Annotated in this window: 19 protein-coding genes and 1 pseudogene; 11 read left to right on the top strand and 9 right to left on the bottom strand. The window is 74.7% G+C overall.

What is annotated here, in order from left to right; all coding sequences use genetic code 11:
- Positions 1 to 20: 20 nt before the first annotated feature.
- Together ABL57_RS03550 and ABL57_RS03545 are read left to right on the top strand one after the other, a co-directional pair.
- Positions 21 to 299 carry an HPr family phosphocarrier protein gene (locus ABL57_RS03550; RefSeq protein ID WP_047802073.1) on the top strand — a complete coding sequence of 93 codons (279 nt, stop codon included), beginning with the start codon at positions 21 to 23 and terminating at the stop codon, positions 297 to 299.
- Between the two features lie 135 nt (positions 300 to 434).
- Positions 435 to 1,646 (top strand): ATP-grasp domain-containing protein, encoded by a 1,212-nt coding sequence (locus ABL57_RS03545; RefSeq protein ID WP_047802072.1) that lies wholly within the window; start codon positions 435 to 437, stop codon positions 1,644 to 1,646.
- 6 nt (positions 1,647 to 1,652) lie between these two features.
- Here the strand turns inward: ABL57_RS03545 and murJ are convergent, their stop codons facing one another.
- A complete protein-coding gene (gene murJ, locus ABL57_RS03540) occupies positions 1,653 to 3,203 on the bottom strand; it encodes a murein biosynthesis integral membrane protein MurJ (protein WP_047802082.1) in 1,551 nt (516 codons plus the stop codon).
- A gap of 270 nt (positions 3,204 to 3,473) precedes the next feature.
- Between murJ and ABL57_RS03535 the strand changes: the two genes are divergently transcribed.
- Positions 3,474 to 4,556, top strand: a complete 1,083-nt coding sequence (locus tag ABL57_RS03535) for a peptidoglycan bridge formation glycyltransferase FemA/FemB family protein (RefSeq protein WP_047802071.1) — start codon at positions 3,474 to 3,476, stop codon at positions 4,554 to 4,556.
- 53 nt (positions 4,557 to 4,609) lie between these two features.
- Positions 4,610 to 6,580 carry a threonine/serine exporter ThrE family protein gene (locus ABL57_RS03530; protein ID WP_238985960.1) on the top strand — a complete coding sequence of 657 codons (1,971 nt, stop codon included), beginning with the start codon at positions 4,610 to 4,612 and terminating at the stop codon, positions 6,578 to 6,580.
- A 28-nt stretch (positions 6,581 to 6,608) separates the two neighbouring features.
- Here ABL57_RS03530 and ABL57_RS03525 read toward each other — a convergent pair whose 3' ends face one another.
- The 3 genes from ABL57_RS03525 to ABL57_RS03515 form a co-directional block, all read right to left on the bottom strand.
- Entirely contained in the window at positions 6,609 to 7,490 is an 882-nt protein-coding gene (locus ABL57_RS03525; RefSeq protein WP_047802069.1) for a siderophore-interacting protein, read from the bottom strand.
- 26 nt (positions 7,491 to 7,516) lie between these two features.
- A complete protein-coding gene (locus ABL57_RS03520; protein WP_047802068.1) occupies positions 7,517 to 8,194 on the bottom strand; it encodes a uracil-DNA glycosylase in 678 nt (225 codons plus the stop codon).
- 123 nt (positions 8,195 to 8,317) lie between these two features.
- Complete coding sequence (locus ABL57_RS03515) at positions 8,318 to 9,406, bottom strand: YihY/virulence factor BrkB family protein (RefSeq protein WP_047802067.1); 1,089 nt, start codon at positions 9,404 to 9,406, stop codon at positions 8,318 to 8,320.
- 110 nt (positions 9,407 to 9,516) lie between these two features.
- On the opposite strand from ABL57_RS03515, the gene ABL57_RS03510 reads away from it, so the two are divergent.
- The 7 genes from ABL57_RS03510 (at position 9,517) to ABL57_RS03480 (ending at position 15,246) form a co-directional block, all read left to right on the top strand.
- The gene (locus ABL57_RS03510) at positions 9,517 to 10,218 is read left to right on the top strand and encodes an SDR family oxidoreductase (RefSeq protein WP_047802066.1); all 702 of its coding nucleotides are present in this window, start codon (positions 9,517 to 9,519) and stop codon (positions 10,216 to 10,218) included.
- Complete coding sequence (locus ABL57_RS21100) at positions 10,215 to 10,541, top strand: DUF3263 domain-containing protein (protein WP_047802065.1); 327 nt, start codon at positions 10,215 to 10,217, stop codon at positions 10,539 to 10,541. Before ABL57_RS03510 ends, ABL57_RS21100 begins: the two co-directional genes overlap by 4 nt.
- On the top strand, positions 10,538 to 10,756 hold the full coding sequence (locus tag ABL57_RS03500) for a hypothetical protein (RefSeq protein ID WP_047802064.1): 219 nt from the start codon (positions 10,538 to 10,540) through the stop codon (positions 10,754 to 10,756). The genes ABL57_RS21100 and ABL57_RS03500 overlap by 4 nt, the downstream gene beginning before the upstream one ends.
- A gap of 82 nt (positions 10,757 to 10,838) precedes the next feature.
- Complete coding sequence (locus tag ABL57_RS03495; protein WP_047802063.1) at positions 10,839 to 11,438, top strand: GNAT family N-acetyltransferase; 600 nt, start codon at positions 10,839 to 10,841, stop codon at positions 11,436 to 11,438.
- Between the two features lie 251 nt (positions 11,439 to 11,689).
- Positions 11,690 to 13,321: a chaperonin GroEL gene (gene groL / locus ABL57_RS03490; RefSeq protein WP_047802062.1), complete on the top strand. Its 1,632-nt coding sequence runs from the start codon at positions 11,690 to 11,692 to the stop codon at positions 13,319 to 13,321.
- A gap of 163 nt (positions 13,322 to 13,484) precedes the next feature.
- Positions 13,485 to 14,192 (top strand): MgtC/SapB family protein, encoded by a 708-nt coding sequence (locus ABL57_RS03485; protein ID WP_047802061.1) that lies wholly within the window; start codon positions 13,485 to 13,487, stop codon positions 14,190 to 14,192.
- 43 nt (positions 14,193 to 14,235) lie between these two features.
- Entirely contained in the window at positions 14,236 to 15,246 is a 1,011-nt protein-coding gene (locus ABL57_RS03480) for an RNase H family protein (RefSeq protein WP_047802060.1), read from the top strand.
- Positions 15,247 to 15,255: 9 nt separating this feature from the next.
- Here ABL57_RS03480 and ABL57_RS03475 read toward each other — a convergent pair whose 3' ends face one another.
- From ABL57_RS03475 to ABL57_RS23480, 5 genes and pseudogenes are all read right to left on the bottom strand, one after another.
- Positions 15,256 to 16,722: a HAMP domain-containing sensor histidine kinase gene (locus tag ABL57_RS03475; RefSeq protein ID WP_047802059.1), complete on the bottom strand. Its 1,467-nt coding sequence runs from the start codon at positions 16,720 to 16,722 to the stop codon at positions 15,256 to 15,258.
- 11 nt (positions 16,723 to 16,733) lie between these two features.
- Positions 16,734 to 17,456: a response regulator transcription factor gene (locus ABL57_RS03470; RefSeq protein ID WP_047802058.1), complete on the bottom strand. Its 723-nt coding sequence runs from the start codon at positions 17,454 to 17,456 to the stop codon at positions 16,734 to 16,736.
- A 42-nt stretch (positions 17,457 to 17,498) separates the two neighbouring features.
- Positions 17,499 to 19,169 (bottom strand): DNA repair helicase XPB, encoded by a 1,671-nt coding sequence (locus ABL57_RS03465; RefSeq protein WP_047802057.1) that lies wholly within the window; start codon positions 19,167 to 19,169, stop codon positions 17,499 to 17,501.
- Positions 19,169 to 19,366, bottom strand: coding sequence for a hypothetical protein (locus tag ABL57_RS03460; RefSeq protein WP_047802056.1), 198 nt, complete (start codon positions 19,364 to 19,366; stop codon positions 19,169 to 19,171). Before ABL57_RS03460 ends, ABL57_RS03465 begins: the two co-directional genes overlap by 1 nt.
- Before the next feature lie 140 nt (positions 19,367 to 19,506).
- Positions 19,507 to 19,989: pseudogene (locus tag ABL57_RS23480) on the bottom strand (helicase-associated domain-containing protein); the annotation flags it as partial.
- Positions 19,990 to 20,598: the final 609 nt, after the last annotated feature.

Genomic DNA, 20,598 nt, shown 5'->3' with positions numbered 1-20,598 from the left:
CACACCGAAGGAGAACCACCATGGCAGAACGCACCGCAACCATCGCATCCTCCGTGGGCCTGCACGCCCGCCCCGCCGCGATCTTCGCCGAGGCGGCCGGGGAGTACGACCTCGAGATCACCATCGCCGCCGAGGGCGAGCCCGCGGACGAGGCCATGGACGCCTCCAGCGTGCTGTCGCTGATGTCCCTCGGCGCCGGTCAGGGGGACAAGGTGGTCCTCCGCGCCGAGGGGGACGGCGCCGAGGACGCGCTCGAGAACCTCGTGCGCATCCTCGAGACGGACCACGACGCCGAGTAGTCGCCTCCGCCGCACCGGCACCCCGGCGCCCGTCCACCCCCGGTGGGCGGGCGCCGGGGTGTCCGGCCCGGCGGCCGGGGCCTGCGGCCAGGGACTACCGTGGGAGGGATGCCCGCACACCCTGATGGAGGACCGATGACGCCCGCACCACCACCGCCCGGACCCGACCACCGGCGGACCGGGGGCACCGGGGGCGCCGGGTCCGAACCGCGCCGGGCGCTGGTCGTGGGGACCGGCCGGGACCGGGGAGCCCTGGCCGGTGCGCGCGCCCTCGAACGGGCCGGCTGGGTGGTCGGGGTGGGAACACCGGACGGCCCGGGCATGCTGGGCGCCACCCGGGCGGCGGCGGCGCGCCACGCGGTGCCGCGGCCGCGCGGCGACGCCGACGGCTTCATCGACGGCGTCCGCCGGGCGGTCGCCGAGGGGGCCTACGACATCGTCTTCGGCGCCGGCGACGACTGGATGGCCGCCGTCTCCGCGTACCGGCGGCACATCCCGGCGGAGGTGGCCCACCCGGGCCCCGACGTGGTCGCGGCCGCCCTCGACAAGGTCGGCCTGGCCGCACGGGCGGCCCGCGCCGGACTGGCCGCTCCGCAGACGCTGCCGGCCACGGACGAGGCGCTCGCGTCCTGGACCGGGCCGGTCGTGGTCAAGTGCCGCGCGCACTGGGCCCCCGGTCAGACCCGCCCCCACCGGATCGAGGCCAAGCTCTTCCCGGACGCCCGCGCCGCGGCCGCCCAGGTCCACCGGATCCGCGCCGCCGGTGCGGATCCGGTCCTCCAGCAGCCCGTGCACGGCAGCCTCGGGGCGCTGATCGGCGTCCAGCGCGACGGTCGCCTGCACGGGCGGGTGCAGCAGGCCACCTCACGGCTGTGGCCCACGCCCCACGGCGTCTCGGCGCGCGCCCGCACGGTCCCTGTCGACGAGGAGCTGGCGGCCCGCGCCGAGGCGCTGCTGCGCGAGCTGGGCTGGTGGGGGCTCGTGGAGCTGCAGTTCCTGACCGGCGAGGACGGGGTGCCGCAGCTCATCGACCTCAACGGCCGGTTCTTCGGCTCCATGGCCCTCGCGGAGGCCGCCCGCCCCGGGCTGGCCGACGCCTGGGCCCGTCTGGCGCTGGGCTGCCCGGTGCCCGAGCTGCCGGACGCCCGGACCGGTGTGCGCTACGCCTGGCTCGGCGGGGATCTCCGGCGGGCCGCCGCCGAGCGCCGCGGCGGCCTGGCGGCGGACGTCGCCGACACGCTCCGCTGGGGCCGCGGGGCCCAGCACAGCGTGTGGGACCCGCGCGACCCCGGCCCCGCCTGGCACCTGGCCACCTGGCGCCTCACGGGCGCGGCCCGCAGCCGGTAGCCCCGCTCAGCGCCGCCGCAGCACCGCGCCCAGGACCTCCCCGAGCAGGCGGCGCTCGGGCGCGCGCAGGGCGGCCAGGCCCAACAGGTAGGTCCCGCCCACCACGGCGGCGAGGACCACGGCGAGCACGATCGGCGGCAGGACGGGCAGCGCCTCCCGCACGCCCAGCCCGGCGCCGCCGGCGACGGCCGCCAGCAGGAGCGCCCGGCCGAGCAGGCCCGCGGCCGACCGCGGGTCGAGCCCGGCGTGCCGCCGGTGCAGCAGCCCCGCGTTGAGCAGCGCCGCCACGGCCAGGGACGCGGTGGTGGCCGCCGCGATCCCGGCGAGGCCCATCAGCGGGGCGAGGACGAGGTCCCCGGCCACGTTGACCACCATGGCCAGCACGGCCACCACCACCGGGCCCCTGGAGTCGCCGAGTGCGTAGGAGGCGCGGACCACCACCTGCCGGCAGCCGAGGGCGAGCAGGGCCGGGGCGTACCAGGCGACCGCCGTCGCCGTCGCCCGCACGTCCCCGGCGTCGAAGGCCCCGTGGCCGAACGCCGTGGCGACCAGCGGGGCCGCGGCCACCACGAACACGGTGCAGATCGGCGTCAGCACCGTCACGACCACGGACAGCCCGCGGTCCACGAGCCGCCGCAGCTCCGGGCGGTCGTCCGCGGCGGCGCCCAGCGCGGGGTAGAGGGGTGCCAGGAGCGCGGCGATGACCAGGGTCTCGGGCAGGTCGACGAGGCGCCAGCCGTACGACAGCGCCGAGATCGCCCCGTCCCCGAGGGTGGAGCCCACGGCGCGGTCGACCAGGGTGTTGACGTTCACCACGGCGTTGCCCACCAGCATGGGCGGGACCAGCCGGACGATCTCCCGGAAGCTCGGGTCCCGCAGCTCCCAGCGGGGCCGTATCCGCGCCCCCAGGGCCAGCACCGGGGGCAGCTGCATCAGCAGCCGCGCGGCGGACCCGGCCACGTAGCCGACCGCGAGCGCCGTGATCCCGTACCGGGGCCCGAACACGCCCGCGGCGGCGATCATCACCAGGTTGAACGGCACGCCCTGCAGCGAGGACCATGCGAAGCGCCCGTGCGCCTGGGCGAGCGAGGCCAGCAGATCGGTGCCGGCCACCAGCACGGTCGCCACCAGCACGATGCGGGTGAGCGCGGCGGCGGTGGCCGTCTGCGCGTCGTCGAACCCCGGGGCGAGCAGGCTCGTCACGGGCGCCGCGAGCAGGCCCACCACCACCCCGGCGAGGCCGAGGACGAGCACGGTGAGGGTGAGGGACACCTCGAAGCCCCGGTGGCCCCGGCACCCGGTGCCCTCGGCGCGCTCCCGGGCGGCCTCGCGTGCCGTCACCGGAGTCACGGAGCGGGCCATCGCCCAGGCGATCAGGCCGAGGACGACGTTCATCACGCCCTGGGCCACGAACCAGGCGTCCAGCTGCGCGCCGGCGCCGAACACGGCGCCGATCACGACGTCCCGGACGAAGCCCAGCACGGTCGAGACGGCGGTCAGCCCGGCCACGAGCACCGCGGCGCGCGCGATGCTCCAGCGTCCGCCCGGTCCGCCCACGGCTTCCGCCACCTCCCTGGTCCGGGTTCCCCGGCGAGGGGCGGACCGCGTCTCGTGCGTTGCGTCTGCGTGCTGGTGCGAATCGCCTGAACAGAATACACAGCCCCGTGCCGGGCCCCGGACCCGCCGGAGCACCCGCCCGGCCGCGGGGTGCGCACGGCTCAGAACCGGCTCAGGCCTGCGCGGTTAGACTGGCTCGGGCCGGTCCCCGCCGGCCCCGCGGCCGCTCCCGGCCCGGCACCCCCGACCCTTCCGACGATTGAGAGAGCCTTGCGAGAGTTCACCGCACGCTTCGCCACCGACCAGGAGATCGCCGACTGGGACGCCCACGTCACGGCGAACCCCCAAGGAGGCAACCTGCTGCAGTCCGCGTCCTTCGCGGACGTCAAGGCGGACCACGGCTGGCGTCCCCTGCACCTCGTGCACGAGCCCGTCGGCGGCGGGAAGGCCTCCTACAACCTGGTCCTCGAGAAGACGGTGCCGGCGCTCGGCCGCCTGTGGTACATGATCAAGGGCCCCGACGTCGCCTCCGTGGACGACATCCCCGGGATCGCCGCGGCCAACGCCCGGCTGGTGGCCGAGCAGCGGCTGAACGTCTTCGCGATCAAGATCGAGCCGGACGTGCTGGACTCGGACTACGCGAAGGGCGTGCTCGCCCGCGCGGGGCTGAAGAAGTCCTTCGACATCCAGCCCAACGACTCGACCGCGATCCTCGCCACGGACCGGGACGAGGAGGCCGTCCTGAAGTCCCTGCACTCGCGCGGGCGCAACGCGGTCCGGCGGGCGCTGCGCGAGGGCTGCACGGTCGAGCGCGTGGAGCTCACCGAGCAGAACATGCGGCGGATGTACGCGCTCATGGACACCGTGGGCCAGGGCGAGGCCAACGTGAACCTGCGCTCCTACGAGTACTACGCGAAGTTCTGGACCGCCTTCGAGCAGGCGGGCCAGGGCCGGCTCTACTTCACCTACGAGGACGGCGAGCCCTCCGTGGGCGCCTACGTGATCGCCTACGGGACGAAGGGCACGTACAAGGACGGCGGCTCCAAGCCCCGCCGGCGGCAGTACGGCGACTCCCACCTGCTGCAGTGGACGGCGATCACGGACCTGATGCGCGAGCACGGGATCGTCGAGTACGACTTCTGCGGCACCCCGCCCAGCGACCAGCTCAAGAACAAGGAGCACCCCTACTACGGGCTGGGGCTGTTCAAGACGAGCTTCACCAAGTCCGTGGTCGACTTCGTGGGCGTCCACGACCAGGTGCTGAGCCCGGCGAAGTACGCCGTGTGGACCAACGTGGCCGAGAAGGTCCAGCGCCAGCTGTGGGTCCGGCGCACAGGACAGCCCTTCTACTGACCCGGCCCCGCCCGGCCCCCGCCCCCGCCCCCAGGAAGGAGGAGCGCCGCTTGGTGACCGACCAGCGCACCCCTCTGCGTCCGTCCGCCGCCTACCCCTCCTCCGACGGCGGCGAGGAGCCCGACGCCTACGTCGTCGAACCGTTCGGCCCCGGCGGAGACACGACCCTCACCGGGGCCGCGCGCCCGGTCGCCCTCGTCGGCGCCGGGACCCCGCTGGTGCGCCCCACGGAGGCGCAGGCCCTGCTGGCCCGGCGCCGGGCCGGTCACGCCGCCGCGGACGTGGTGCCCGACGCCCCGCAGGCGCTGCCCGTGCTCAGCACCCGCCTGCTGCGCCAGTACGGGGACACCCCCGAGCCGGAGAAGCGCCGGGAGCTGCTCTCCGCCGCGCAGACGGCGCCGCTGAGCACATCGGCCCGGCGCCGTCGCCGCACCGACACGGGTCCCGTCTCCCGCCCGGAGACCACGACGGTCGGCCCCGTCCCGGCCCCGGGCAAGAGCGCCGACCGGATGCAGCGCGGCGCCTACCCCTCCACCCGCGCCCAGGCCGCCCGGCCCGGCGGACGCTCCCGGCTGCGCTCGATGCTGCAGGGGGAGGCGGCCCCGACCGCCCCCATGCGCGTGGTCGAACGGCTCAGCGCCTCGCCCTTCGCCAACCTGCGCCGGTTCGGGGAGTCCACCAGCCGGGAGGCCCGGCGCACCCTGAACTTCGCGCTGCGGCTCGCGGAGACCATGTTCCACTACGGCGCGGACGCCCTCGACGTCGAGAACGCGATCATCGCGGTGTGCACGACCTACGGCGTCGAGAACGTCGAGGTGGACATCACCAACCAGGCCGTGACGATCAACTACATCGCCGACGACCGCGCCGGCGGCGCCGACGACCGGGCCGGCGGCGACGACACCCGCACCCGCGAGGACGTCTTCAACGACCCCGACACCAACAGCCACACGGTGATGCGGGTGGTGCGGTCCTGGACCGACAACTACGCCGGGCTCGCCGAGACCCACCAGCTGGTCGCGGACATCACGGGCGGGGAGATGCCCCGCGGGGAGGCGGAGCGGCGGCTCGAGGCGATCAACGCCAAGCCCAAGCCCTACCCCCGGTGGATGGTGCGGACGGCCACGGCGGCCGCGGCCGTGGCCATCACCGTGGGCATCGGCGGCGGCGTCCTGGGCGCGCTCGTCGCCGGCCTGTCCTCGGTGCTCAACCAGTTCGTCGCCCACCGGCTGGGCGCCTGGCGGATCCCGGAGTTCTTCACGATGGCCGCCCAGTCCGGGATCCTCACCACCATGGCGCTGCTGCTGTCCTGGTCGGGCCTGGAGCTGTCCCCGGCGCGCGTCATCGCGGGCGGGATCATCCTGCTCCTGCCCACCACCCGGATGGTCTCCACGATGCAGGACGCGATCAACGGCTTCCCCGTCACGGCCGCCGGGCGCCTGCTGTCCACCTCCATGGCGTTCCTGGGCCTCGTGGCCGGCATCGCGGGGGGCATCTCCGTCGCCGGCTACGCGGGGATGCCCCGGGTCGACGTCTCGCAGAGCGCCTTCGACCCCGTGGGGCCCCTGACCAACGGGGTGTTCATGCTGATCGCCACCGGGCTCATCGCGGTCACGATGCAGGCCAAGCCCCGGCACGTGCTGGCCACCACGGCGGCGGCCCTCGGCGGGCTCGTGGTCTACCACACGGGCATGGCCGCCGGCGTGGGCGCCCGCCTGGACACGGCGCTCGCGGCGGTCACCAGCGGGTGCGTGGCGACCGTCCTCGCGGCCCGGCTCCGGATTCCCCAGCTCATCCTGGCGATCCCCGCGATGACCTTCCTGCTGCCCGGGCTGTCCATCTTCCGCGGGCTGTACACCATCACCGTGGAGACGGACTCCTACGGGCCCGGGATCGTGGGGCTGGTCAACGCGATGGCCTCCATCGTGGCCCTGGCCTCGGGCGTGGTGCTCGGCAAGTACCTCATGCGGCCCTTCGTGGGCCACCTCAACGGCACGAGCACCCGCCGCAACCGGCGCCGCTGAGCGTCCGGGCGGCGGTGCCCGGGACCGCTCAGAGGATCATGCCGACGGGCAGCTTCTTCTCCGCCTGGAACACGTCCTCGGTGCGGCCCCGCGCCCAGTAGCCGGACAGCGAGACCTGGTCGCGCTCCAGGCCGCGGCGCCCGAACAGCTCGTCGCGCAGGGCCTTCATGGCCTCCCGCTCCCCGTGGGCGAAGACCTGCACGCCCTCGGGCGCCGCGGGCCAGCCGGCCTCCTGCACCGCCCGCACGAGCGCGGGGACGCCCTCGGCCGTGTCCCGGCGGAACACCCAGCGCACCGCCATGCCGGCCGGGGCCGTCACGGGCAGGACGTCGCGGGGCGAGTCCACCTCCAGCACCACCTCGCCGTGCGCGGACGCCGGCAGGGCCTCCAGGACGGCGAGCGCGGCGGGGATCGCGGCGTCGTCGGCGGCGATCAGGGTCCATGCCGCCTCCGCGGACGGCGTCCACCGGCCGCCCGGGCCGAGGGCGATGATCCGGTCCCCGGGCTCGGCGCGGGCGGCCCACGGCCCCGCCCAGCCCTCGTCGCCGTGCAGCACGAAGTCCATCCACAGCTCGGCGCGCTCCGGGATCCACCGCCGGATCGTCAGGTGGCGGGTCACGGGCTGGTGCTCGGGCGGCAGGGACTCCTTGAGCGCCCAGTAGTCCGGGTTCGGCCCCGGGGCGGGGCGCCCGGCCGCCGGGTGCCCGGTGGCCGCGTGCTCGGCGGCCGGGCCGAGGAACACGAGCTTGACGTACTTCTCCGGAGGGGCGATGTCCTGGAAGCGCTCCGGCTCGTCGACGCCCAGGACGACCCGGACCATCGACGGGGAGAGCTGCTCGCGCCGGCGCACCGTGAGGTTCAGCTGCGGCTTGCGGGGGCGTGCGGGAGCGGACCCGGGCGTCGTCGTCATGCGCTCCACCCTAGCGGGGCCGGGGCTCAGAGCCGCCAGTCGACGGGGTCCGTGCCCTGCTCCTCCAGGAGGTGGTTGGTGCGGGAGAACGGCCGGGAGCCGAAGAACCCGCGGGAGGCGGACAGCGGAGAGGGGTGCGCGGACTCGACCGTGGGGTGCCCGTCCAGCCACTTGGCGGTGCTGCGGGCGTCGTTGCCCCACAGGATCGCCACGAGCGGGTGGTCGCGGGCGGCGAGGACCTGGATGGCCCGCTCCGTGACCGCCTCCCAGCCCCGGCCGCGGTGGGAGGCCGGGGCGCCCGCGCGCACGGTGAGGACCCGGTTCAGGAGCATCACGCCCTGCCGCGACCACGCGGAGAGGTCCCCGTGCTCGGGCGGGTCGATGCCGAGGTCGTCCTGCAGCTCCTTGTAGATGTTCTGCAGGGAGCGCGGCACCGGGCGCACGTGCGGCTGGACGGAGAAGGACAGGCCCATGGCGTGGCCCGGGGTGGGGTAGGGGTCCTGGCCGACGACCAGCACCCGGACCTGCTCCAGCGGGTCCTGGAAGGCCCGGAAGACCGCCGCCCCCTCGGGGAGGGTCCGGTGCCCGTCGGCGTGCTCCTCGCGCAGGAACCGGCCCATCTGCCGGATCTGCGGCTCCACCGGGGCCAGGGCCTCGGCCCAGTCGGGGGCCATGATCGTGTCCAGGGGCTGGGGCTCGCTCACGCTGCTCCTCGGTGGTCGGTGGTCGGTGGTCGGTGCTCGGTGTCTGTGACGGTGTGCCTGTGGCCGCCCGGCAGGGTCGTGGCCGGCCGGGCGAGGAGGTGCGTCCCTCGCCCGGGCACCACTCTAGGCCGGTCGCTCGGGGCCGGCGGCCTCGCGGTAGTCGACGTCGGCGTACCGGCGGCGGAGGTCGCGGCCCTCCTCCACCAGCTCCTGCTCCTTCTGCCGCAGCTTCCGCGCGGCCCGGACGTCGCGCGGGGGCAGGCGCAGGTTCTCCTCGGCGGCGATCCCCGCCTGGAGCTGGCGGGCCCGTTCCGTCTCTGCGTTGAACTCCGCCCCGGCCAGCAGCACGGTGTTCATGATCCAGATCCACAGCAGCAGCACGATCACCCCGCCGATGGCGCCGTAGGTCGCGTTGAAGTTGCCGAAGCTGGAGACGTAGTAGCTGAAGCCGGCCGTCGCGGCGGCCATCACCGCGATCGCCGTCACCGAGCCGATGCCGAGCCAGCGGAACCGGGGCTGCCGGACGTTCGGGGTCGTGGAGTAGAGCAGGACCACCATGAAGGCGAGCAGGGCCAGCATGACCGGGACCCGTGCCGCCTGCCACAGCCGCAGGGTGCTCCCGGGCAGGCCCACCAGCTCGCCCAGCCGCTCGGCGACCGGCCCGGAGAGCAGCAGGAGCATCATCATGCCCACGGCCAGGACCACCAGGAGCAGCGTGATCCCGACCATCAGGGGGTAGAGCTTCCAGAACGGCCGGCCCTCCTCGACCTCGTAGATCCGGTTCATGGACCGGCCGAAGGCCCGGACGTAGGCCGAGGCGGTCCACAGGGCCCCGAGGAGTCCGGTGACCAGCGTCAGCCCCGCCGAGGGGGACCCGGCCAGCTCGCGGACCGGGCCCTCGACCACGGCGACGGCCTGGTCCGGCACGCCGAACTCGTGCAGCAGCCGGAGGAGGGTCTCGGCGGTCGCCTCGGCCTGGCCGACCACGCCCAGCAGGGAGACCACGGCGAGCAGGGCCGGGAAGACCGAGAGCACGGCGAAGAAGGTCATCACCGCGGCCGAGTCCGTGCACTCGTCGCGGCGGAACTCGTGCGCGGTCCGGCGCAGCACGTAGCTCCAGGACGGCTTGCTGATCTGGGTGGGCGAGGACGGCTTCTCGGCGCTGTCCGGGTCCTCCCCGGGGGCCCCCGAGGTCTCGGGTTCGACTGCCATGGGGATCCTCCGCGTGGTCGGCTGCGGGCCAGGATACCGGGGCCGCCACCGTCCCGGTGCCTCCGGTCCGAGGCGGGCGGGACCGGCGGGGGACTGGTTAGAGTGGGCGCATGAGCGCAACCGATCCCCGACCCGTCGCCGTCGTCACCGGGGCCACCGGAGGCATCGGCCGCGCGTGCGTGGCCGACCTGGCCCGGGACCACGACGTCGTGGCCCTGGGCCGCGAGCCCGCCCGTCTCGCCGAGCTGGCGGAGCTGCCCCACGTCACCGTCCGCGCCGCGGACCTCACCGACCTCGCCCGGCTGCCGGCCGCGCTGGAGGGACTCGACCGGGTCGACGTCCTCGTGCACTCGGCGGCCCGCGCCGGCCGCACCACCGTGGCGGCGGCCTCGGTGGACGACTGGCGGGGCCAGCTCGAGCTCAACGTCGTGGCCCCGGCGGAGCTGACCCGGCTCCTGCTGCCCGCCCTGCGCGCGACCCGCGGCACGGTGGTGTTCCTCAACTCGGGCTCCGGGTTCACCGCACGCGCCGGGGACGCCGTCTACGCCGCCTCGAAGTTCGCGCTGCGCGCGCTCGCCGACTCCCTGCGCCAGGAGGTGGAGGCCGACGGCATCGTGGTGAGCTCGGTGCACCCCGGGCCCGTGGACACCCAGATGCAGCGGGACATCCAGGCCGGTCTGGGCAACGAGTACGAGCCCGAGCGCTACATCCGCCCCGAGTCCGTGGCCGCGGCGGTGCGCGCCGTCGTGGACGCCGGCGAGGACGCGCAGCTGACCACCGTCACCCTGCGGCCCCGGGCCGAGTCCCGGTGACCGGGGAGGACGCCGCCGCCGAGGACCCGGCGGCGGAGGAGCCGACCGGGGACGACCCCGCGGCGGGGGAGCATCCCGGGGCGGACGCGGCCCCGGCCGGGGCCGGCCCGGGGCTCGACGAGACCGACCGGGAGATCCTGGCGATCGAGAACCTGCAGTGGAAGTACCAGGGGGCCAAGGAGATGGAGATCCGACGCCGCCTGGGGCTCTCCCCGACGCACTACTACCAGCGGCTCAACGTCCTCATCGACAGCCGCGCCGCCCTCGAGCACGACCCGATGCTCGTGGGCCGGCTGCGCCGGCAGCGCGGGGACCTCGGATGAGCCAGTACCCGCCCGACGAGTTCGACGACGTCCCCGAGGACGGCCCGCGCCAGGGCGCCCACCGCGGGCTGCGCCCGACCGCCCGGGTGGGCGCGGGGGAGCTGACCGCCATCGTCGTGGCCGGTCTGCTCACCCTCGGCGTGGGGGCGTACGCGTTCCTGGAGGGCGCCGCGGACCCGGCACCCGCCCCGGCCGTCTCGTCCCCGCAGCCCTGACCGGCACCGCCCCACCACCGGGGACCCGGGCACCCGCACCCGGCCCCCGCACCCCGTGCCAGACGCCCCGGAAGGAAGCACCGTGCAGATCGCAGGCAGCCGAGTCCACCTCCGTGACTGGACCGAGGAGGACCTCGCCGCGTACGAGACGTGGATCATGCCGCCCGAGGGCGGCGGCGAGCACGAGTGGCAGCGCACGGACGGGCCGTTCTACCCGAACTTCACCGCGGAGGGCGCCCAGCGCTGGCTCACCACCCTGCGCGCGCACGTGACCGCGCAGGACTGGCCGGACCCGCGCGAGACCATGGTCATCGCGGACGCCGCCACCGGCCGCTTCATCGGGCAGGTGTCCTGGTACTGGTCGGAGAAGCCCACCGAGGACCCCGGGACCGGCACGCACCTGCTGCCGCTGCGCTCCCTGGGCATCACCGTCTACTCCCCGCAGCACTGGAGCGGCGGCTACGGCACCGAGGCGATGCGGCTGTGGATCGACCACCTCTTCGCCCGCTCCGACTCCCACCGGCTCGATCTCGAGACCTGGAGCGGCAACGTGGGCATGTGCCGGGTGGCCGTGAAGCTCGGCTTCACCGAGGAGGCCCGGCTCCGCCGGGCCCGCAGGGTCGGCGGCGAGTACTACGACCGGATGATCTACGGCCTGCTGCGCGAGGAGTGGCAGGGCTGAGCGACACCGGCTCAGGGGGTTTGCACTCTCCCCGGACGAGTGCCAAGATTGCGATTAGCACTCAGTCGTGCGGACTGCTAAGGGGTCGGTCCCCGGCCCGGCCCGGGCAGCCACCGGCACAGGAGTGACACCTCAACCACCACGGTGAGGTGCCGTGCGGCGTCGGGAAGAGCCCGCCGCCGTGCGCGCCGTCCGTCGCGGGCACCGTGGAGGTCGACCGTTTGTCTACCGTCCAGGAGGGACGAAGTCACATGGCAAAGATGATTGCTTTCGACGAAGAGGCACGCCGCGGTCTCGAGCGGGGTCTGAACACCCTCGCCGACGCCGTCAAGGTCACCCTCGGCCCGCGCGGGCGCAACGTGGTCCTCGAGAAGGCCTGGGGCGCCCCCACGATCACCAACGACGGCGTGTCCATCGCCAAGGAGATCGAGCTCGAGGAGCCCTACGAGAAGATCGGCGCCGAGCTCGTCAAGGAGGTCGCCAAGAAGACCGACGACATCGCCGGCGACGGCACCACCACCGCCACCGTGCTGGCCCAGGCGCTCGTCAAGGAGGGCCTGCGCAACGTGGCCGCCGGGGCGGACCCGCTGAGCCTCAAGCGCGGCATCGAGAAGGCCGTCGCCGCGGTGACCGAGGAGCTGCTGGCCTCCGCCAAGGAGGTCGAGACCGAGGAGCAGATCGCAGCCACCGCGTCCATCTCCGCCGGCGACCCCGAGATCGGCCGCCTCATCGCCCAGGCGATGGAGAAGGTCGGCAAGGAGGGCGTGATCACGGTCGAGGAGTCCAACACCTTCGGCCTGGACCTCGAGCTCACCGAGGGCATGCGCTTCGACAAGGGCTACCTCTCCGGCTACTTCGTCACCGACGCCGACCGCCAGGAGGCCGTCCTCGAGGATCCCTACATCCTCGTGGTCAACTCCAAGATCTCCGCGGTCAAGGACCTGGTCCCCGTGCTCGAGAAGGTCATGCAGGCCGGCAAGCCGCTGCTGATCATCGCCGAGGACGTCGAGGGCGAGGCCCTGGCCCTGCTGGTGCTCAACAAGATGCGCGGCTCCATCAAGTCCGTGGCCGTCAAGGCCCCCGGCTTCGGCGACCGCCGCAAGGCCCAGCTGGCCGACATCGCCATCCTCACCGGCGGCCAGGTCATCACCGAGGAGGTCGGGCTCTCCCTGGAGACCGCCACCGTGGACCTGCTGGGCCAGGCCCGCAAGGTCGTCGTGACCAAGGACGAGACCACCATCGTCGACGGCGCCGGCACCGCCGAGGAGATCGAGGGCCGCGTGGCCCAGATCCGCGCCGAGATCAACAACTCGGACTCGGACTACGACCGCGAGAAGCTGCAGGAGCGGCTGGCCAAGCTGGCCGGCGGCGTGGCCGTGCTCAAGGCCGGTGCCGCCACCGAGGTCGAGCTCAAGGAGCGCAAGCACCGCATCGAGGACGCCGTGCGCAACGCGAAGGCGGCCGTGGAGGAGGGCATCGTCGCCGGCGGCGGCGTCGCCCTGATCCAGGCCGGCCAGAAGGCGTTCGAGAAGCTGCAGCTCACCGGCGACGAGGCCACCGGCGCGAACATCGTGAAGGTCGCCATCGACGCCCCGCTCAAGCAGATCGCCATCAACTCCGGTCTCGAGGCCGGCGTGGTCGTCGACAAGGTCCGCGGCCTGGACCTGGGCCACGGCCTCAACGCCGCCACCGGCGAGTACGAGGACCTGATGGCCGCGGGCATCAACGACCCGGTCAAGGTCACCCGCTCGGCGCTGCAGAACGCGGCGTCCATCGCCGGGCTGTTCCTCACCACCGAGGCCGTCGTGGCCGACAAGCCGGAGCCCGCGGGCGCCGGCGCCGGTGCCGACGACGGCATGGGCGGCATGGGCGGCATGATGTGATCGACGGCTGACCCGTCGAGCGTGCGAGCCACGCATCCGGCACGGGCCGGGCACCCCTTCCGGGGCGCCCGGCCCGTCGTCGTTCCCCCGCCCGCAGCGGCCGCCCGTTCCGCAGCACGCGGACTTGGTGTTCAATCGAGTCACCACGCGGGGAGGAGCGGCCATGGACTTCGCCGACTGGGACCGGGTCCCGGTCCAGCTGGCCCTGGTGGTGGCGGCGTTCGGGCTCACCGCGCTCGTGGGCCTGGAGCGGCGGCTGCGGCGCAAGAGCGCCGGGCTGCGCACCCACGCCCTCGTCGGCACGGGCTCGGCCGTGTTCACGCTGGTCTCCGCCTACGGCTTCGGGGCGCTGCCGGGCATCGACGCCGGCCCGGACCCCTCCCGCGTGGCGGCGCAGATCGTCACCGGCATCGGCTTCCTGGGGGCGGGGGTGATCTTCACCAACCGGGACGTGGTGCACGGGCTGACCACCGCCGCGAGCATCTGGCTCTCGGCGGCCATCGGCATGGCCTGCGGGGCCGGGCTGGTGCCTCTGGCGGTCGTCGCCACCGGTCTGCACCTGCTCTCCGCCGTGGCGCTGGGGCCGTTGTCCCGCCGGCTGCCGCGCATGGTGGCGCCGCAGGGACTGCGGCTGCGCTACGCGGACGGCCACGGGGTGCTGCGGGAGGTACTGGCCGTGGTCGAGGAGCTCCAGCTCAGCGCCTCCGTGGTCTCCAGCCGCCGGATCGGCGGCCCGGGGCGGCCCGAGGTGGAGCTGCTGCTGCGGCTCGAGGGCAAGACCGACCTGCGCACGGCCGCGGTGCAGCTCTCCGGGGTCGACGGCGTGCGGGACGTCGCCCAGCAGCGTCTCGAGGACGACCGCGGCGACTGAGCGCGGTCCGGGGCGCCGCCGGGGCCGTGAAAAGATGGACGCCATGACGATCACTGCTGCCGCCGACGGCTCCGCCCTGGGCAACCCCGGTCCCGCCGGGTGGGCCTGGTACATCGACGACGACACCTGGCGGGCCGGCGGCTGGCCGCACGGCACCAACAACATGGGCGAGCTCAAGGCCGTGCTCGACCTGCTCGAGTCCACGGCCCACCGCCCCGAGGAGCCCCTGCGGGTGCTGTGCGACAGCCAGTACGTCATCAACTCGATCACCAAGTGGATGCCGGGCTGGAAGAAGAAGGGCTGGAAGAAGAAGGACGGCAAGCCGGTGCTGAACGTGGAGCTCATGCGCTCCCTGGACGCCGCCATGGCCGGGCGCGACGTGCGCTTCGAGTGGGTCAAGGGCCACGCCGGCCACGAGCTCAACGAGGCCGCCGACGCCCGCGCCCGCGCGGTCGCCACCGCGTTCCAGACCGGCCGGCCGGCGCCGGAGGGCCCCGGCTTCCCGGGCGCCGGGAGCGTCCCGGCGCGGGCCGCCGGGAGCCCGCGGGGCCGCACCGCGTCCTCGGACCGCACCGCGTCCCCGGACCGCGCGGCCGCGGCGGGACGCCTCCCGACGCCCGTGGCGCCCGAGGACCGCCACGACCCGGACCTGCTGAGCGAGCTGCTCGCCCACGAGGAGGACCTGGCCCGCGGGCGGTCGGCGGCGCAGACGGTCCAGGCCCTGGAGCGGGACCTGCTGCGCCCGGAGATCCGCGCCGACGCCGGCCGGGTCGGCCAGCTGCTCCACGAGTCCTTCGCCGAGATCGGCGCCTCGGGGACGTGGTGCTCCCGGGCCGAGGTCCTCGACCGGCTCTCCCGCGAACCGGGGCTCGGCCCGGTGGACGTGCACGTCCTCTCCGCCACCGAGCTCGGCCCTGCGGCCGTGCACCTGGTCTACCGCCTGGTCGCGGGGGACCGCCCGAGCCTGCGCAGCTCGCTGTGGGTCCGGGAGGACTCCCGCGCCGAACTCGGGCCCTGGCAGCTGCGCTTCCACCAGGGCACCGACGAGTCCTGAGCGGCCCGCTCAGACCTCCGGGGCGTCGTCGGCCCGCTCGATGCCCGGCACGCGCACGGTCATCGTCGCCCCGCCGCCGGGCGTCTCGGTCAGGCGGACCGTGCCGTCGTGCTGCTGGACGATCGCGGCCACGATCGACAGCCCCAGGCCCGTGCCGCCGGTCTCGCGGGTGCGGGAGGAGTCGGCCCGGTAGAAGCGCTCGAACACGCGCTCCGCGTCCGGCCCGTGGATGCCGGGGCCGTGGTCGCGCACCTGCAGGACCGCGTTGAAGGTCTCGTCCACCGAGCGCTCCACCCCCACCGCGATCTCGATCGGGCTGCCGTCGGGGGTGTAGCGCAGGGCGTTGGTCACCAGGTTGGCCACGACCTGGCGCAGCCGCGACTCGTCGCCGTGCACCCAGGCCGAGACGGGCCCCGCGCCCTGCAGGCCCACGACCTCGATCCGCCGGTCGGGGTCGGAGGCATGGGCGTCGCCGGCGGCGTCGAAGGCGAGGTGGAGCAGGTCCACGTCGACGTTCTCGGCGGGGCGCCGCTCGTCCAGGCGGGCCAGCATCAGCAGGTCCTCCACGAGCTGCGTCATCCGTTTGGCCTCGGACTCGATCCGGGCCATCGCGCTGCCCACGTCCTCGGGCTTCTGCAGGGCGCCGTGCCGGTAGAGCTCCGAGTACCCCCGGATGGTCACCAGCGGGGTGCGCAGCTCGTGGGAGGCGTCGGCCACGAACCGGCGCAGCTTGCCCTCGGAGCGGGTGCGGGCCTCGAAGGCGTCCTCGATGTGGCCGAGCATCGTGTTCAGGGACGCGGAGAGCTGGCCGATCTCGGTCTGCCGGTTGTACCCCTCCATGCGCTGGGAGAGGTCGCCCTCGGCGATCCGGGCGGCCGTCTGCTCCACGTGGTGCAGCGGCGCGAAGGCGCGCGTGACCAGGACCCAGCCGACGGCCATCGCCGCGAAGAGGGTCGCCACCCCGAAGCTCAGCGTCAGCAGCGTCACCGCGCTGAGCATGGCGTTGGTGTCGTCGAGCGGCTCCGCGACGGCCACCACCAGGTCCAGCCGCTGCGGCTTGGCCGTGACCACCCGCCAGGTCCGGTCCGGGGCGCCCACGGAGCCCACGGTCGCCGCCTCGAGGGGATTCTCCTCGACGTGCTCGAGGTCGATCCTCGACAGGTCCGGACGCAGCGTGTGCACGCCGTCCGGGGTGTTGACGGCCTCGGCCACCACGGCGCCCTCGGCGTCGAGCAGATAGCCCGCGTGCGGGACCTGCACGCCCTCCTCGCCCTGCAGGTCGGCGACCAGCACCGCGGAGACCGTCCGGACGGAGTCGCGCAGCTCGCCGTCGATGCCGTTGAGCATCGAGGTGCGCAGCACCGAGATCGCCACGAAGCTGGTCACCAGGATGGACAGCGCCAGCAGCACGCCCGTCAGCACCATCAGCTGCGAGCGCAGCGACGCCGAGCGCCACCGGGAGGACAGGGTCTGCATCCCGGACCGGGTCAGTGGTGCTTGTGCGAGGACCGCAGCAGGTAGCCGACCCCGCGCTTGGTGTGGATCAGCGACGGCAGCTCGGGGTCGTTGTCGATCTTGCGCCGCAGGTAGGAGATGTAGGACTCCACGATGGAGGCGTCCCCGTTGAAGTCGTACTCCCAGACGTGGTCGAGGATCTGCGCCTTCGACAGCACCCGGTTCGGGTTGAGCATGAGATAGCGCAGCAGCTTGAACTCGGTGGGGGACAGGTCGATCTCCCGGTCGCCGCGGAAGACCTCGTGGGCGTCGTCGTCGAGGACGAGGTCGTCCACGCGCAGCCGCGAGTCGTCCTCCTCGGCGGGCTGGGTGCGGCGCAGCACGGCCCGGATGCGGGCGACCACCTCGTCGAGGCTGAAGGGCTTGGTGACGTAGTCGTCGCCGCCCACGGTCAGCCCGGTGACCTTGTCCTCCGTCTCGTCCTTGGCGGTGAGGAAGAGGATGGGGAAGTGCCGCCCGGCCGCGCGCAGCTTGCGGGTCACGGAGAACCCGTCCATGTCCGGGAGCATGACGTCGAGCACCGCGAGGTCCGGGTCCTCGGACTCCGCCTTCGCCAGGGCGTCGCGGCCGTTGGCGGCGGTGACGACCTCGAAGCCGGCGAAGCGCAGGGACGTGGCCAGCAGCTCGAGGATGTTGGGCTCGTCGTCGACGACGAGCAGTTTCGCTTCGGGGTTCTCGTTCTTCACAGGCACCATTTTCTCGGAACACCCTGAGAGCCGTCTGAACGCAGTTCGCTGTTACCCGGGGAGTTCGCCGGAGGCGGCGAGGTCGGCCGCGTCGAGGATCCGGTAGGCGTAGCCCTGCTCGGCGAGGAACCGGCGGCGCCTGGAGGCGTAGTCGGCGTCCACGGTGTCCCGGGCCACCACCGTGTAGAAGGTGGCCGGGCGGCCGTCCCGTTTGGGCCGCAGCAGCCGCCCCAGGCGCTGGGCCTCCTCCTGGCGGGAGCCGAAGGCGCCCGAGACCTGCACCGCCACGGAGGCCTCCGGCAGGTCCACCGAGAAGTTCGCGACCTTGGACACCACCAGCACCGGCAGCTCCCCGGCGCGGAAGGCGGCGAAGAGCCGCTCCCGCCGGGCCGTGCTCGTGCTGCCCTTGAGCACGGGGGCGTCGAGCAGCGCGCCCAGCTCGTCGAGCTGGTCCAGGAACTGCCCGATCACCAGCACCGGCTCCCCGCGGTGGCGGGCCACCAGGCGGGCCGCGACGTCGAGCTTGTGCGGGGAGGAGGAGGCGAGCCGGTGCCGGTCGGCGTCCTCCGCGGAGGCGTAGGCCATCCGGTCCCCGACGGGCAGCTGCACCCGCACCTCCACGCAGTCCGCGGGGGCGATGTGCCCCTGGGCCTCGATCTCCCGCCACGGGGCGTCGTAGCGCTTCGGGCCGATGAGCGAGAACACCTCCCCCTCCCGGTGGTCCTCGCGCACCAGGGTCGCGGTCAGGCCCAGCCGGCGCCGGGCCTGCAGCTCGGCGGTCATCCGGAAGACGGGGGCGGGCAGCAGGTGCACCTCGTCGTAGACGATCAGCCCCCAGTCGTGGCCGTCGAGCAGCTCCAGGTGGGGGTGGGTCCCGCCGCGGCGGGCCGTGAGCACCTGGTAGGTGGCGATGGTGACGGGGCGGACCTCCTTGAGCGCCCCGGAGTACTCGCCGATCTCGTCCTCCGTCAGGGTGGTCCGGCGCAGCAGCTCCGCCTTCCACTGCCGGGCGGAGACGGTGTTCGTGACCAGCACGAGCGTGGTCGTCGAGCTCGCCGCCATCGCCGCGGCGCCCACCAGCGTCTTGCCCGCGCCGCACGGGAGGACGACGACGCCGCTGCCGCCGGCCCAGAAGTTCTCCACGGCCCGGCGCTGGTAGGGCCGCAGCGCCCAGGCCTCGCCGGAGACGGGGTCCGTCTCCGTCAGGGAGATGGGGTGCGGGGTGCCGTCCACGTACCCGGCCCGGTCCTCGGCCGGCCAGCCCACGGCGAGCAGCAGCTGCTTGAGCTCGCCCCGGGCGCTCGCGTGCACCACGGTGGTCTCCCCGTCGATCCGCGGGCCCAGCAGCGGGGCGATCTTCCGGTGCCGGGCGATCTCCTCCAGGACGGGGGCGTCGTGGCAGCGCAGCACGAGCCCGTGCACGGGGTCCTTCTCCAGCACGAGCCGGCCGTAGCGGGACATCGTCTCGTCGATGTCCACGAGCAGGGCATGGGGCACCGGGAAGCGGGAGCGGGTCAGCAGGACGTCCAGCACCTGTTCGGCGTCCAGGCCGGCGGCGCGGGCGTTCCACAGGCCCAGCGGGGTGATGCGGTAGGTGTGCACGTGCTCGGGGGCGCGCTCGAGCTCCGCGAAGGCGGCTAGCTCGCGGCGGGCCTCGTCGGCGTCCTCGTGGTCGATCTCGAGCAGCACGGTCCGGTCGCTCTGGACGATCAGGGGTCCCATCAGCGCTCTCCTGCAGGGTCGGTGCGGTCGGTGCGGTCGGGCGGCGGCGGGACGTCGTCCGCGCCGGTGAGGCGGGCCAGCAGGTCCTCGACCTCCGCGGCCGACGGCCCTGGGTGGCGCGGGGCGGGCGCCTGCGGCAGCAGGTCCGGGCCGGTGTCGCCGGCGGACGGCGGCGGTGCCGGCCGGACGGTCTCCACCGCCGGTTCCGTGCCCGTGGCGCGGACGGCGGCGACGAGCTGCTCGAGAGTGCCCCGCGCGCCGGTCCCGCCCGGCGCCGGCCGGGACCCGGTTCGTCCCCGGTGACCACGAGCACGCCCGGGGCGGGCCGGCGCAGCCGGTGCCCCGCCAGGCGGGGCGAGCGGGCGAGGGCCTCGAGGAGGTCCTGCTCACCCGTGAGCACCCAGTCGGCGGGGGTGATCCGGACCCGGCCGTGGTCCCGGCCGGCCTCCTCGACCAGGTAGGCCAGGGCCTGCGGCACGGGTCCGCGGCTGTGCTCGGCCAGCCACGCCAGGATGCTCTCCGGGTCCCACCCGGCGTCGAGGGCCCGGTGCAGGGAGCGCTCGGTGAAGCGGTGCCGGGCCGCCGGGCCGTGGCCCTCCGCGTCCGCGAGCTCGCCCAGGGCGCGGGCCACGGGCGGGGCGAGGTAGCCGGTGGCCGTGGCGGTGAGGTCGCCCTTCAGCAGCACCGTCCGTGCGGGAGCGGGCAACCAGCCGGCCACCGCCCGGGCGGCCTCCTCGGCCCGGCCCGCGGCGACCGCACGCCCGGCCGGGGAGAGGGCGTCGGCGCCCACGAGGCCGAGCTCGGCCGCCTCGGCGAGCATGCCGGGTCCCCACCGGTCGAGGGGGCGGGCCAGGCGCGGGCGCTGCCACCGGGCGAGCGCCAGGACGTCCTCGGGGGCGTGCCCGCCCGGCGCGGCCTCGGCGAGGGCGGCATGGGCCCGCAGCAGTGCCCGGCGCACCGGCGGGGCCTCCGGGGAGTGCGTCCCGCGGGTGAGGACCGCCACGACCGTGCCGTCGGCCAGAGGCAGGCCGACCGCGGAGGGCACGACGTCGGCGGCCAGCCACGAGCTGACGACGTGCAGCCACTGCTCGGGGCGCTCGGCGTCCTCGAAGGGCGCCGGCGCGGGCCGCCACGCGGAGGTGTCCGGGTCGAGCTCCACGAGCCCGGCGAGCTCGGCCAGGCCCAGGAGGCGCACGAGCTCCGGGTGCTCCAGGGCCAGGGCGGTGCGCAGGCGGCGCAGCTCGCGCACGCCGATCCCCCCGGCGCGCAGCGTGGTCAGGGGACGCTCGCGCAGCTCGGCGCGCAGCGCGGCCAGCCGGCGCAGCACCTGCTCGACGGCCGCTGCGGCGGCGTTGTCCCGCAGCCGGTCGGGCACCCGCGTGCCCGGGGGCAGGGGCGGGTCCTGCGGGGACCGGGCCCAGGGGTCGCC

Origin of the sequence: Kocuria sp. SM24M-10 (assembly GCF_001027955.1) — a bacterium.
In the GTDB taxonomy this organism is placed as follows: Bacteria; Actinomycetota; Actinomycetes; order Actinomycetales; family Micrococcaceae; genus Kocuria; species Kocuria oceani.
The sequence above is the reverse complement of the archived record's forward strand: the minus strand, read 5'-3'. Positions and strand labels throughout refer to the sequence as shown.

Excerpts from the sequence above, each read along its gene's own strand:
- ABL57_RS03480 (WP_047802060.1), top strand. The coding sequence starts at position 14,236 with ATGACGATCACTGCTGCCGCCGACGGCTCCGCCCTGGGCAACCCCGGT.
- ABL57_RS03475 (WP_047802059.1), bottom strand. The coding sequence starts at position 16,722 with ATGCAGACCCTGTCCTCCCGGTGGCGCTCGGCGTCGCTGCGCTCGCAG.
- ABL57_RS03515 (WP_047802067.1), bottom strand. The coding sequence starts at position 9,406 with ATGGCAGTCGAACCCGAGACCTCGGGGGCCCCCGGGGAGGACCCGGAC.
- ABL57_RS03500 (WP_047802064.1), top strand. The coding sequence starts at position 10,538 with ATGAGCCAGTACCCGCCCGACGAGTTCGACGACGTCCCCGAGGACGGC.
- ABL57_RS03545 (WP_047802072.1), top strand. The coding sequence starts at position 435 with ATGACGCCCGCACCACCACCGCCCGGACCCGACCACCGGCGGACCGGG.
- ABL57_RS03485 (WP_047802061.1), top strand. The coding sequence starts at position 13,485 with ATGGACTTCGCCGACTGGGACCGGGTCCCGGTCCAGCTGGCCCTGGTG.
- ABL57_RS03510 (WP_047802066.1), top strand. The coding sequence starts at position 9,517 with ATGAGCGCAACCGATCCCCGACCCGTCGCCGTCGTCACCGGGGCCACC.
- ABL57_RS03550 (WP_047802073.1), top strand. The coding sequence starts at position 21 with ATGGCAGAACGCACCGCAACCATCGCATCCTCCGTGGGCCTGCACGCC.
- ABL57_RS03470 (WP_047802058.1), bottom strand. The coding sequence starts at position 17,456 with ATGGTGCCTGTGAAGAACGAGAACCCCGAAGCGAAACTGCTCGTCGTC.
- ABL57_RS03465 (WP_047802057.1), bottom strand. The coding sequence starts at position 19,169 with ATGGGACCCCTGATCGTCCAGAGCGACCGGACCGTGCTGCTCGAGATC.
- ABL57_RS03525 (WP_047802069.1), bottom strand. The coding sequence starts at position 7,490 with ATGACGACGACGCCCGGGTCCGCTCCCGCACGCCCCCGCAAGCCGCAG.
- groL (WP_047802062.1), top strand. The coding sequence starts at position 11,690 with ATGGCAAAGATGATTGCTTTCGACGAAGAGGCACGCCGCGGTCTCGAG.